This window comes from Paenibacillus sp. BAC0078 (assembly GCF_054483875.1).
In genome coordinates this window covers 54,658-67,865 of record NZ_JBTLRW010000002.1, presented here as the reverse complement: position 1 = coordinate 67,865, position 13,208 = coordinate 54,658, and the positions used below count along the sequence as shown (strand labels likewise).

Annotated in this window: 12 protein-coding genes; 1 reads left to right on the top strand and 11 read right to left on the bottom strand. The window is 49.1% G+C overall.

Features of this window, described 5'->3' with window-relative positions; translation table 11 throughout:
- Positions 1 to 173: 173 nt before the first annotated feature.
- Positions 174 to 1,019, bottom strand: a complete 846-nt coding sequence (gene licT / locus ACX1DY_RS03785) for a BglG family transcription antiterminator LicT (RefSeq protein ID WP_458962876.1) — start codon at positions 1,017 to 1,019, stop codon at positions 174 to 176.
- A 335-nt stretch (positions 1,020 to 1,354) separates the two neighbouring features.
- Here licT and ACX1DY_RS03780 point away from each other — a divergent pair, with 335 nt between their 5' ends.
- On the top strand, positions 1,355 to 1,603 hold the full coding sequence (locus tag ACX1DY_RS03780) for a DUF7667 family protein (RefSeq protein WP_458962875.1): 249 nt from the start codon (positions 1,355 to 1,357) through the stop codon (positions 1,601 to 1,603).
- A gap of 336 nt (positions 1,604 to 1,939) precedes the next feature.
- Here the strand turns inward: ACX1DY_RS03780 and ACX1DY_RS03775 are convergent, their stop codons facing one another.
- The 10 genes from ACX1DY_RS03775 to ACX1DY_RS03730 all read right to left on the bottom strand — a co-directional run bounded on the left by ACX1DY_RS03775 (position 1,940) and on the right by ACX1DY_RS03730 (position 13,183).
- On the bottom strand, positions 1,940 to 3,802 hold the full coding sequence (locus tag ACX1DY_RS03775) for an ABC transporter ATP-binding protein (protein ID WP_458962874.1): 1,863 nt from the start codon (positions 3,800 to 3,802) through the stop codon (positions 1,940 to 1,942).
- Complete coding sequence (locus ACX1DY_RS03770) at positions 3,799 to 5,568, bottom strand: ABC transporter ATP-binding protein (RefSeq protein ID WP_458962873.1); 1,770 nt, start codon at positions 5,566 to 5,568, stop codon at positions 3,799 to 3,801. The genes ACX1DY_RS03775 and ACX1DY_RS03770 overlap by 4 nt, the downstream gene beginning before the upstream one ends.
- Positions 5,569 to 6,000: 432 nt before the next feature.
- A complete protein-coding gene (locus tag ACX1DY_RS03765; protein WP_458962872.1) occupies positions 6,001 to 6,378 on the bottom strand; it encodes a VOC family protein in 378 nt (125 codons plus the stop codon).
- 366 nt (positions 6,379 to 6,744) lie between these two features.
- Positions 6,745 to 8,142 carry a Fe-S cluster assembly protein SufB gene (gene sufB, locus ACX1DY_RS03760; RefSeq protein ID WP_458962871.1) on the bottom strand — a complete coding sequence of 466 codons (1,398 nt, stop codon included), beginning with the start codon at positions 8,140 to 8,142 and terminating at the stop codon, positions 6,745 to 6,747.
- Between the two features lie 18 nt (positions 8,143 to 8,160).
- Positions 8,161 to 8,601, bottom strand: coding sequence for a Fe-S cluster assembly sulfur transfer protein SufU (gene sufU / locus ACX1DY_RS03755; RefSeq protein ID WP_458962870.1), 441 nt, complete (start codon positions 8,599 to 8,601; stop codon positions 8,161 to 8,163).
- Complete coding sequence (locus ACX1DY_RS03750) at positions 8,588 to 9,814, bottom strand: cysteine desulfurase (RefSeq protein ID WP_458962869.1); 1,227 nt, start codon at positions 9,812 to 9,814, stop codon at positions 8,588 to 8,590. The genes sufU and ACX1DY_RS03750 overlap by 14 nt, the downstream gene beginning before the upstream one ends.
- A complete protein-coding gene (gene sufD / locus ACX1DY_RS03745; protein ID WP_458962868.1) occupies positions 9,811 to 11,112 on the bottom strand; it encodes a Fe-S cluster assembly protein SufD in 1,302 nt (433 codons plus the stop codon). The genes ACX1DY_RS03750 and sufD overlap by 4 nt, the downstream gene beginning before the upstream one ends.
- A gap of 27 nt (positions 11,113 to 11,139) precedes the next feature.
- A complete protein-coding gene (gene sufC / locus ACX1DY_RS03740) occupies positions 11,140 to 11,922 on the bottom strand; it encodes a Fe-S cluster assembly ATPase SufC (RefSeq protein WP_458962867.1) in 783 nt (260 codons plus the stop codon).
- Positions 11,923 to 12,202: 280 nt separating this feature from the next.
- On the bottom strand, positions 12,203 to 12,664 hold the full coding sequence (locus ACX1DY_RS03735) for a Dps family protein (RefSeq protein ID WP_458962866.1): 462 nt from the start codon (positions 12,662 to 12,664) through the stop codon (positions 12,203 to 12,205).
- Between the two features lie 216 nt (positions 12,665 to 12,880).
- The gene (locus ACX1DY_RS03730) at positions 12,881 to 13,183 is read right to left on the bottom strand and encodes a YunC family protein (protein WP_458962865.1); all 303 of its coding nucleotides are present in this window, start codon (positions 13,181 to 13,183) and stop codon (positions 12,881 to 12,883) included.
- Positions 13,184 to 13,208 lie beyond the last annotated feature (25 nt).

Below are 13,208 nucleotides of genomic sequence, written 5' to 3'. Positions count from 1 at the left end.
GCGTTAGGATTAGGATGTGCCAGCAGTTATCCTCATATCCACCGCAAACAAGAAAAACCTGAACTCACAGCAAAAAGGAAACGTCAGCACGCGCCCATTTTGCCATCAGTTCAGGTTTTGCCTGCATTACCAGTAACACCCTGTCAGATGATCATTTTATTCTGCTCTAAATTCTACTCCAAGCTGTTGCGTTCAGTCACACGATGGATATGAATGGTGAGGTAGACATACTCGTCTTTGCTCAAGCTCTGTCCATAGGTTTTTTCGATGTAATCATTGATTTTGTTCGCGCATTCAAACGCTTTGACGTAGGTCAGCTTCACTTGATTGTACAGAAAATCCTCCCCGCTGTTACTCGTCTCCTTCTTAAGCACCCGCATGGAAAAATACTGCAAATGCGTCAGAAACCGCGAATAGTTAAGCGAGCTTTCGTCCAGCACCACCTTGTAATGGTAGGTAACAATGTTCAGAATATTCTGGACAATTTCCGTCATTTTGATGGTGGACTTCATTTCATTCCCGTCCATCCTCGCGTTCACCAAATGCAAGGCGATAAATCCAGCCTCATCCTCGCCAAGCGCAAGCCCGGTAGCCTTCTCAATAATCTTCAGTGCGTCCATCCCAATCGAAAATTCCTTCTTATAGAAACGTTTGATCTCGAACAGCATCGCATTTTTGAGTGTGATCCCTTTCTCATAACGCTGGACAGCAAAATGAATATGATCCGTAAGGGTCAGGTACAGATTATCGTTAAGCTCCTTGCCCAGAACCCCGTTCGCATACGTTACGATTTCATTGGCCAATTCCAGATGAGCCACAGGAATATCATTCAACAGCTCCGTTAGCCGCGCCGTAAATTCGTTTTCGTTCAGCAGAAAAATTTTGTCCACCTTCGCCGGATCAACATAATCCCCCGCCACCTTATTGAAGGAAATGCCTCTGCCCATTACGATAACTTCCTTGCCCTTCTGGTTTTTCGTTAACAGCACGTTGTTGTTGAGCACCTTTTCAATAATCATCTGTAGTCACCCCCCATCACATAGTTTGTACAAAAAAAGCCTAAGTTGATCCCAATATCATTTAACAAAATGATACTCGTATCAGCTTAGGCATTGCCCGCATTACCGGTCACAATCCTGTATTACTGCTATTGTAGCATAAATAAAAGCGATTTCAATATTTTTTTATTATTTATTTTTGGAAAATTCTTAAGTTCTGCAATTCGCCCGGGTTTGGAGCGCTTGTGCCGTGGTTAGGCTAGTAACATGCAAAACTAAGCGGATGCTTTCGAAGCGAATTTTGCTTGATGCTGTTCAAGGATGCCAAGACCCGCAAAATTTTAAGGAGGTAAAATATGCTTGCCATTCACGAGCGGCTGGCGGAGCTGTATATGATAAGCCGTAAGCGGGTGCTTACGGCAGATGAAGAAACCGAGCAACAGCACTGTCTGCAGGCCAATGCGAGGTATTGCTGGGAAATGGCGCGGCTGAACAATGAAGCTCATCTCGCGGCACACACTGAAGACACTCAGTGGCAGCATGAAATCAGCGCGCAGATGTTCGAAGTGCGGATGACCGGAAAAGCGGGCAAACGGAGTAAGTAAGTCCATCGCCTCTTTTTCCAATCCCCTTTATCGCCGGAAATGAGCTTGTGCTGAGCCCCCCTGTTGATCGTTAACTGCATTTCATACAACTAAAAAGTAATATTTCCCCGCTATCCCAGTGTTAGTTGTACTTTGTACATTTAAATATACTCATTTCACTAAAAAAGGGGCCGTCCGCCATTTTTAAGTGTACCAAATACAATTATCACCAAAAATATGGTTTTAAGCGCCACTTTAATTGCAGCAAATACAATTAGCTGCTCTGACGCATACGCACTATAGGCTGAAAAATAAAACAGCCCTCACCGCACATGTGCCGGAAAGGGCTGTTTCTGCTTACAAGAAGCGGAACTGCGCTTCTATCAAGCCGTTATAAATCCCCTCATGCGCCGTAAGCTCGGCGTGGGTCCCTTCTTCCTTGATCTCTCCGTGGTCGAGAACCACAATCTTGTCCGCATGACGGATTGTAGACAGCCGATGGGCTACAATGAAGGACGTCCGGCCCTGAAGCAGAATCTTCAGCGCCTCCTGAATCTTGACCTCTGTCTCCGTATCAATGCTTGCGGTGGCTTCATCCAGGATCAGGATGCGGGGATTAGCCAGCAGCGCCCGGGCGAAGGACAGCAGTTGACGCTGCCCCATAGAGAGCGCGCTTCCGCGCTCCTCTACCTCAGTCTCATATCCGCCAGGCAGCTTGCTGATGAAATCATGGGCGTCTACTGCCCTCGCGGCATCCTCGACTTCCTGATCCGTAGCATCCAGCCGCCCGAATCGGATATTATCACGGATCGTTCCCGAGAAAATAAAGGTATCCTGGAGCACGATACCGATCTGCTCCCGCAGGCTTTGCAGGGTAACATCACGGACATCCCTGCCGTCAATGGTGATGCTGCCGCTCTTAACATCGTAGAACCGGCTGATCAGGTTAATGATCGTGCTTTTGCCTGAGCCGGTGTGCCCGACAAGCGCGATAGATTGGCCGGCTTTGACGTCGAGGTCAATGCCTTTGAGCGCCGCACGGCCTTTTTCATATTCAAAGACTACCTTATCGAACCTGATGTCACCCTCAATCTTCGGCAGCGAGGCCGCATCCGCCTTGTCTTGCACAGTAGGCTGCTCATCCAGGTATTCAAATATCCGCTCAGAGGAAGCCATCGCCACCAGCAGCTGGTTGTACATCTGGCCCAGACGGTTGATCGGGTCCCAGAAGTTGCTGACATAGGTGCTGAACGCAACCAGAAAACCGACCGTAAGCTCCCCCGACTGAATCAGGTAAGCCCCGAACCAGAACAGAATCATCGTTCCGAAGCCGCCGGTAATTTCGATAATCGGACCAAATGCCTGGTTCATTGCCGAAGCCCTGTTCCACGATTTACGGTTATCCTTGTTCATGGCATCGAAATAATTCATATTTTCCTGTTCCTGGGTGTAGGCCTGAGTCACTCTGATCCCCTGAATGGATTCGTTCAGATGGGAATTGATCCGCGAGTTCTTCATCCGCACATCCTGCCAGGCAATCCGAATCTTCTGGCGCAGCTTGGTGGATACGAAGAACATAATCGGTACGGTAATCATCACCGCAAGCCCCAGCTTCCAGTTAATGAGCAGCAAGATTACCATAATGCCGATTAGCTGCACGCTGTCGATCATCAGATTGACAACCCCGTTGGTGAAAAGGTCCTGCAAGGAGTTGATATCATTGGTCACCCGCACCAGTACAGATCCCGCCGGGCGTTTGTCAAAAAAGTTGAACGACAGCTTTTGAATATGCCGGAACAGGTCTGAACGCAGGTCATAAATCACCCGTTGTCCAATCACATTCGTATATTTGATCCGGTAGACCCCGGCGATCCACTGAATCAGATACAGTACAATTACAGTGACCGTTAATGTGTACAGCAGCGACAGGCTGGGATGACCGTCCTTGGGGGCAATCGCTTTATCAATAGCCATACTCGTCAAGTAAGGGACTGTCAGCTTCGTAATCGTGCCAAGAATCATTAGCGCCGATACCAAAGGCAGCATCTGCTTGGCATAGGGCTTCATATAACTGAACAGCCTCGTGAACTGCTTCCAGTCAAAAGCCTTGTCGATAACATCATCGTCCTTGTACACGAACCGTTCTTCCAGGGTCTGTGCCTCTGCTTCTGCGCCTGGCTTTATTGTTGCATTTTTCCCTTGGTTTACTTCGAGCTTCATGCCGGATCACCCGCCCCTCTTCCGTTGTCCCTGGCCAAAAAATCGGCGTATTGAATCCGGTAGACATCCTGGTAAGGACCGGGAACCTTAATCAGCTCATGGTGCGTACCTTGCTGAACCATTTTCCCTTCATTCATTACAATAATCTGATCGGCATGCCGCAAGGAGGAAATCCGGTGTGCGATAATCAGGGTGGTCCGTCCGCGCATAACCTCCTGGAAGCCTGCCTGAATCTCATGCTCCGTCTCCATATCAACGGCGCTGGTTGCATCATCGAGGATAAGGATACGCGGATTTTTGAGCAGGGCTCTGGCAATTGCAATCCGCTGCTTTTGCCCGCCGGACAGTCCCATCCCCCGTTCACCGACTACCGTATCATAGCCTTCAGGCATCTCCATGATGAAATCATGCGCCTTCGCAAGCTCGGCGGCACGGATAATCTCCTCCATGCTGACGTTCTTAAGACCATAAGCAATATTATTGCGGATTGAGGAGGAGAACAGAAAAGTTTCCTGGAACACTGTGGCAATCTGCGACCGTAAGCTGCGTACCTGGTACTCACGAATGTCCACGCCATCAAGCGTAATGCTGCCTTCATTCACGTCATAAGCCCGCATCATCAGTTGAATCACCGTTGATTTGCCGGACCCGGTTCCCCCAAGGAATCCGATTACAGCCCCGGGCTTCGCCTCGAAATGGATATCCTTGACGGCTGGCATTTTGTTTCCGTAAGCAAAGGTCACATGGTTAAAAGCTACCTCGCCCTTCACTTCCGCAGGCACAAGCTCGCGGGCGTTGTCCTTATCCTTCACATCAATCTGCTGATTAAGCACTTCTAGTACACGTTCTCCCGAAGCCTTGGATTGCGTATAGTTATTGATATGGAAGCCAAGACCCCATACAGGGCCGATAATATACCAAATTAAGCTGAAAAAGGCTACAAGCTCACCAAGCGACATATAATCCTTGATGACCAGCGTTCCGCCAACCCCCAGCAATATCGCTACACTCACTGAGGCCAAAAACTCCATGGCGGGAAAAAACTTGCTCCACAATTCAGCGGCAAAAATCTGATTGTCCTTATAGCGTTCATTCCGGTGGGAGAACTTCTCTACCTCGAAACCTTCTCTGGCAAAAGATTTGACGGTCCGCACACCGGTAACATTCTCCTGAACGGCCGTTGTAAGAGAGCTGAGCGCAAGCCGCATCTCCTGAAAGGCCGGGTGAATCTTCGATTCAAACCGGAAGGCGACCGCAGCCAGAAACGGCATAGTGATCAAAGTGACCAGCGTAAGCTGCCAATTGATCGTGAACATCATAATAGAGCCAAACAGCACCATAAAAAATACATTCAGCAATTGGGCGAATCCGAAGCCGATAAACAGCCGGATTGCCTCAAGATCCCCGGTCAGCCGGGACATCAGGTCACCTGTCTTCGCTGTGTCATAATAACGGAAGGACAGAAATTGCAGCTTCTCATAACAGGCGTTGCGCAGCCGGTAGGCGAGGAAATTCCCCAGTCTCCCTCCGTAAAAACCATGGGCAAACTGCAGGCACGCCTTAACAAAAACTACTGCCAGTACACTGAGAGCGAGTACGGGCACCTCAGAAAACTTCAGGGGAACAATAACATCATCAATCAAACGCCTTAACAAATTTGGGGTTATAAGCCCCACTGCAGTTGCGGCAGCCAAGCAGACAATCGAAAGAATCAAATAATGCAGCTTCTCCCGATAAAAGCCCCGCAGTTGCCTGAGAACGTCCATATCTCTCCTCCTTAAAGCTTTACGAAGTAAAGCTCACTTCGTAAGCATAAACTTAGCTTTACGAAGTAAAGCTCGCTTCGTAAGCATATCTTTTTAGCGCTTCCATTTTAGGGACTTTATGCAGTTTATCAAACCTGTTTTAATGCAGCAAAGGGGAGAAATCACCATTTTTCCGGTTTTTTCCGAAAAAAGCAGGCTTAATCAGCGGTAAAAGGACGGCTGCAGCTTTAATTGCTTCCATTTCCTCAGAAATACTGCTCAATTAAGATTCTCCAAGATTCTGGGTATGTTCGTGTTCGCAGAGGATGCACTTTTTATGTATTTTCTGTATAGTTATTCTTTTTTTGTCTATCAAAAGAAAACGGACTGCTCCGTCCGCAGATTATATTATCTGCCGATGGAACAGCCCGCTATATTCGTTGGTATTCCGATTTATTGTTTTTTCTCCATTACAGCAAAGTAATTATTTTCAGTATCTGCGAAGTTAAACACTCTGCCAGAGGGAAGCTCTACAATTTCTCCAACTGTGACATTTTTGCTCGTCAAATCACGATATAACTGATCGAGATTCTCCGTAAAGTACATTAAAGAAGGTGTTCCCAGATTCATTTCAGGATTCATTTTGGCAACGAACTCTTTATTATGAAGAACAATGCTGGTTGCTGCACCTTTAGGAGCAACCTCGATAAATCTCATCGGACCATTGGTTTCATCCGAAATGACCTCGAACCCTAGCTTTTCTGTCCAGAAATCTCTGGATTCCTCTTGGTTATTCACATACAACATAACTTGGCCAATTTTATTAATCATTAATTTATACACTCCTTATATGGATTAATTTATCGGGTCAGATCCGAACTGCCGATTATAATATACCCAATCAGGTATATTCCTGTCAAGGAATATTGAATTCTGACTCCCCTTTAAATATTTTAGGTGACTGTATATATGGCTCATCACTCAACGTTAGCGTTTCATCGAGAAGCCGTATTTGGGTTTCCCATATTATTTGCCCCCTTTTCCTTTATTAATCCGAAGATGGTCCAAAAAATAGAAGAAGACGAACTCAAAAAGTTCGCCTTCTACACTACGAGGTAAATTTGAATCGGCACAAAATCGGCACGATGTCTCTTTACCTCAATTCCAAATCCTTGTTGCTACAATGTTTTTCAAATGTTAACCGATAGAGCCTTCCATCTCGAACTTGATGAGGCGGTTCATCTCCACCGCGTATTCCATCGGCAGCTCTTTGGTGAATGGCTCGATGAAGCCCATAATGATCATTTGCGTTGCGTCGGCTTCCGTGAGACCACGGCTCATCAGATAGAAGAGCTGTTCTTCGGAGACCTTGGAGACAGTCGCTTCATGCTCAAGCACGATGTTGTCGTTCATGATCTCATTGTAAGGAATCGTATCCGAGGTGGATTGATTATCCAAAATGAGCGTATCGCATTTGATGTTCGACTTCGCACCCTCTGCCTGACGGCCGAAGGAGGCAAGACCGCGGTAAGTTACTTTGCCGCCGTGCTTGCTGATCGACTTGGAGACGATGGTGGATGTCGTGTCCGGTGCCAGATGGATCATCTTTGCACCGGCATCCTGATGCTGGTCTTTGCCGGCTACGGCAATGGACAGCACCGAACCTTTGGCTCCGCGTCCCTTAAGCACAACGGCAGGATATTTCATTGTCAGCTTGGAGCCGATGTTGCCGTCCACCCATTCCATAGTGGCATTTTCTTCGGCTACCGCACGTTTGGTTACGAGATTGTAGATGTTCGGCGCCCAGTTCTGAATGGTAGTATAACGAACGCGGGCGTTCTTCATGCACAGAATCTCAACAACTGCACTGTGCAGCGAGTTCGTGCTGTAGATTGGAGCCGTACAGCCTTCTACATAATGCACGAAGCTGTCTTCGTCAGCCAGGATCAGCGTACGCTCGAACTGGCCCATATTCTCGGAGTTGATGCGGAAGTAAGCCTGCAAAGGCACCTCGCACTTCACGCCCTTGGGCACATAAATGAAGCTGCCGCCCGACCAGACTGCACTGTTGAGCGCAGCAAACTTGTTATCTGCCGGAGGAATAATCGTGCCAAAATATTTTTTGAACAGCTCTGGATGCTCACGCAGCGCAGTATCTGTATCGGTGAAAATTACGCCTTGATCCTCCAGCGTCTTCTGCATGCTGTGATAGACAACCTCAGATTCATACTGTGCCGAGACACCAGCGAGGAACTTCTGCTCCGCTTCCGGAATCCCCAGCTTGTCGAAGGTTTCCTTGATCTCGGAAGGCACTTCCTCCCAAGTCTTGCCCTGCTTCTCGGAAGGGCGGACATAATATTGGATATCGTCGAAATCCAGATCGTCCAGGTTGCCTCCCCACGTAGGCATAGGCATCTTGCGGAATTGCTCCAGAGATTTCAGGCGGAAATTGAGCATCCATTCCGGTTCATTTTTGATTGCGGAAATTTCCTTCACAATTTCGGCCGTAAGTCCTTTACCAGACTGAAATATCGACTTGTGCTCGTCACGGAATCCGAACTGGTATTCCTCCATATCAGGCGCTTTCTTAGCCATGGTGTCAGCCTCCTTGTTTTAATGTTCTTGGTGGTGTTCCTCTTCCACATCTATGCCTTTGCGCAGCGCGTTCCATGCGAGTGTCGCACATTTGATCCGCGCCGGAAATTTATTAACACCGGAAAGGGCTTCGATATCTTCATATTCTTCAAAATCCACTGTTTCGCCCTTCATCAGGGAGGAGAAACGGTCAGCCAGCTCAAGCGCATGCTGGATGGTCTGGCCTTTGACCGCCTCCGTCATCATGGACGCCGACGACATGCTGATCGAACAGCCTTCGCCGCTGTAACGGGCGTCCTTGACGATACCGTCCTCCACCTTAAGCTGAAGCGTAATGCGGTCGCCGCAGGTAGGGTTGTTCAGCTCGATTTTCAGCGCGTCATCTGTAAATGAACCGCGATTCCGGGGATTTTTATAATGATCCATAATTACACGTCTATACAAGTCATCCAAGTTCATAGGCGAAATACTCCTTTGCCTTGATTAAAGCTTGGACCAGCGCATCTACATCCTGTTCGGAATTGTACAGGTAGAAGCTGGCCCGGGCTGTTGAGCTGACCTGCAGCCAGCGCATCAGCGGCTGGCAGCAGTGGTGTCCGGCACGGACAGCGATGCCCTCCGCATCCAGCACAGTAGCCACATCATGCGGGTGGACATCCCCAAGATTGAAGGTGACCACGCCGACCTGACGGCTGCGCGGGCCATAAATCGTAAGACCATCAACCTCCGAGAGACGCTCCTCCGCATATGCGGCAAGCTTCATCTCATGGCGGTGGATTTCGTCCATACCGATCTCCTGCAGGAAATCAATCGCTGCGCCGAGGCCCACAGCACCGGCAATAATCGGTGTGCCGCCTTCGAATTTCCAGGGAAGCTCTTTCCAGGTGGATTCATACAGACCGACATCATCAATCATTTCGCCGCCGAACTCAACCGGCTCCATCGCTTCAAGCAAAGCCTTCTTGCCGTACAAGGCGCCAATGCCGGTAGGCGCAAGCATCTTGTGGCCGGACAATGCGTAGAAGTCGCAATCCAGATCCTGAACATCCACCTTCATATGCGGTGTGCTCTGCGCCCCGTCAACGACGATCACAGCACCGTGGCGGTGAGCGATAGCAGCCAGCTCTTTTACAGGGTGGGTAACACCCATAACATTGGAGACATATGCGATGGCAACGATCTTGGTCTTATCCGTAATTGTCTGCTCTGCGTCCTCAAGCGTAATGGTTCCATCCTGCTGCAGCGGGATGAATTTCAGGGTCGCCCCTGTCTTCTTCGCAAGCTGCTGCCAAGGAATGAAGTTGCTGTGATGCTCCATCTGGGTAATTACGATCTCGTCGCCTTCACCCACATGGGCCGGGCCGTAGGAAGCGGCCACAAGATTCAAAGCCGTCGTAGTACCCCGCGTGAAAATAATCTCCTTTGTGCTGCGGGCATGAAGGAATTTGGCCAGCTTCTCGCGGGCTCCTTCATAAGCGTCGGTTGCCCGGCTGCCCAGAGTATGAACACCACGGTGCACGTTAGCGTTATCCCATTCATAATAGGATTTGACTGCCTCAATAACCGAACGCGGCTTCTGCGAGGTCGCTGCGCTATCCAGATACACCAAAGGATGCCCGTTGATATTCTGGTTCAGTATAGGGAATTGCTCCCGGATGGCACTGTTAATCATTGGCCTAACTTCCTTTCCACAAGAGATTGGAGCTGATTGCGCAGTCCCTCCAGTGGAATTTGCGACACAACAGGAGCCAGGAAGCCGTATATGATCAGAGTTTCTGCATCATGCCGTGAAATTCCGCGGGACATCAGGTAGTACACCTGCTCGAAATTGACCTGTCCTACGGAAGCGGCATGGCCTGCTGTTACATCATCTTCGTCAATAAGTAGAATCGGATTGGCGTCGCCGCGCGCTTTTGGACTCAGCATCAGAACCTTTTCCGTCTGCTGGCCGTCGGCCCGGGTTGCGCCTTTCTCGATCTTCGTAATTCCGTTAATAATGGAAGTCGCCGAATCCCGCATAACCGCACGGGTGATCATATCACTTGGCGTGCTTTTGCCGAAATGCTGGGCCTGTGTAGTATAGCTGAGCTTCTGCGAGCCTGATCCCACAGCGATCACTTTGGCATCGGAGCTTGCTCCGTTGCCTTTCAGCACCGACTTGGTGTCGCTGGCAGTATCGCCGTAGTTCATCTCGCCGACAATCCATTCAATGGTTCCATCATTATCAACAACGGCACGCCGGTAAGTTACGTCTGTTGTGTCCTCGCCAAGCTGGTGCACTGTTGCATAACGGACTTTGGCTCCCGAACCCACGAATACTTCGACTGCACCGTTATGCAGTCCGGCTTCGGTTTTGTCCGACACATAGTTGTCGACATAAGTAACTGAGCTGTTTGCTTCGGCTACAATCAGAATATGCGGTACAAAAGCGGCTTCGGCATCATCGGTGAGCAGAACCGCCTGCAGCGGAGTCTCAATAACAACATTCTTCGGAACATAGAGGAATACTCCGCCGTTCCAGAGTGCCGCATGCAGCGCAGCAATGGAATGCTCGTCAGGCAATACAGCAGTGTGCAGATAACGCTGCACCAAATCGCCATGCTCTTTAGCGGCAGTCTGCAAATCGGTAAAAATAACGCCTTGTGCAGCAAGCTCAGGCGCGAGCCGGACATAGGCAGCACCCGAGTTGCGCTGAATAATCAGGCTGCCCTCTTCCTGGCCCTTAATCAAGCCGGCAATGGAAGCTGGTGCTTCGCTAAGAGCCGTAATGGCTTGGCCTGCCTTGTAGCTTCCATAGTTGTTTACATTCCAGCGGTCAATCCGCGTCTTTTCCAGTTTCGGCAGTGCAAGCCCTGCGGCCAGCTCCAGTGCCTTCAAACGGCTGATCTTCAGCCATTCCGGCTCACCGCTACTCAGAGACAACTCACTGAGCAGCTTTGCATCCACCGGAAGAATGGTTTGCGTCGTCATAAGTGATTTCCTCCTTCCTGGCGTCTCTTAAGCTTCTTGTCCTACCGTCTCGTCTTCAATGCCAAGCTCTTCCTTCACCCATTCATAGCCTTCTGCTTCCAGGCGCTCTGCGAGCTCAGGGCCACCGGATTTCACGATCCGGCCCTGCATCATCACATGAACGAAATCAGGCTTGATGTAGTTAAGCAGACGCTGGTAGTGTGTAATTACCAGGAAGCCGCGTTCCGGACTGCGCATGGAGTTGACGCCTTCGGCGACAATCTTGAGCGCGTCGATATCAAGGCCGGAGTCAATTTCGTCGAGGATGACGATTTTGGGGTCCAGCATCATCATTTGGAGAATTTCGTTGCGTTTCTTCTCACCGCCGGAGAAGCCTTCATTCAAATAGCGGTGCAGGAACTCAGGGTTCATATCCAGTTCCTTCATCTTGGCTTCCATCAGGCGGATGAAGCGGATCAAGGAAATTTCATTTCCCTCTTCACGGCGGGCATTAATCGCGCTGCGAAGGAAGTCGGAGTTCGTAACGCCGCTGATTTCACTCGGATACTGCATAGCCAGGAACAAACCGGCGCGTGCCCGTTCATCCACCGCCATTTCCAGCAGGTCTTCGCCTTCCAGCACGGCAGTACCTTCCGTAACCTCGTACTTCGGGTGGCCCATCAGAGCCGAAGCCAGTGTACTTTTACCAGTACCATTCGGTCCCATGATGGCGTGAATTTCGCCGCCTTTCATCTGAAGGTTAATCCCCTTCAAAATTTCCTTTCCTTCAATCGACGCCTTCAGTCCTTCAATGACAAATTCTGCTGCCATAATTAATATTCCCTCCACTCATCAATTTGCGAAATCAGAAAGTCGTATTGTAACAGGAAATCCCTGATTGCCAGCACAATTAGATTTTATATCACATTAAAATAATTATAAATTGAATCATAATGATTATCAATGATTCTCACTAATTTTATTACAAAGAATATTTTTTTACAAACATCTCTTTTCATTTCCCTGTCTATTTCAGAGGCCAAACAAAAATAAAGCCTCCGCGCGGGAGGCTCATCTGCTATTCGCATTTACTACTGTCGCTAAAGGACCATCAGCCGAGGAATGTACGCAGCATCCACTGGCTTTTCTCCAGATCGCTGCGGATTTTGATGAACAGATCGGCCGTTGGGTGATCGCTGGCCTGCTCTGCCAGTTCAATGCCTTCTGTAAGCTCTTCAGCTATGGTAGCGAAGTCTTCGATCAGCGACTGGACCATCCCGCGGGCGTCCTCTTTACCGGTAGCTTCCTGAATGGAGGCGAGCTCCAAATATTCTTTCAGGGTAGCCGCCGGACTGCCTTTGATGCTCAGCAGGCGTTCAGCCACCTCGTCCATTTTGAGTGTAATATCATCATACAGCTCTTCAAATTTCACATGCAGGGTGAAAAATTGCTCCCCTTTCACATACCAGTGAAAATTATGAAGCTTAACGTACAGCACATTCAAATTTGCAACCTCACGGTTAAGGACTTGTTCCAGCGAAGTGGCACTAGCTTTTTTAGTTGTTTTAGACATAAATGATCCCTTCCTTATCCATAATTTAGCCGGCTGCTAGTCATGGTTCGGCAGCAGTTGTCTATATTGAAATTACCCTTTTGCATACAAGACGAAACAAATGTCCTTATGCAGGCGCTATTTACATAGGATGATCCAAGACAGAATTCCTTATGCTAAAAAGAGGCCATGAATGGCCCCTTTTTACTTTCATCTGAACAAACGCAAGACCTCTCCCTACACCATGAGGAGCAGGGCCTCAGCCCCGGTCATTCCCGGTACAATCCCAAGCTTCTCCGCTTCATAGGTAACAGACTCCAGCGGGGCGGCAAGCAGCTCTGGCAAGGTGCGTACACCAACCGCACGGGCGGCAATAATCTGCCGGTCGCTAAGCTTCTGATTAAGCAGGCCCACATCAAGCGCCCCGCACATGATATAGCCCCGGCTTGTGCTGATAGACAGCAGCGTTGTTTTGGGAAGTTTTACTTCGACGCCAACGAATGTATGATCGCCTACAGTAACAGGCTCAATTGTAACCATTTTGCAGTACCTCCTATTTTCTCAT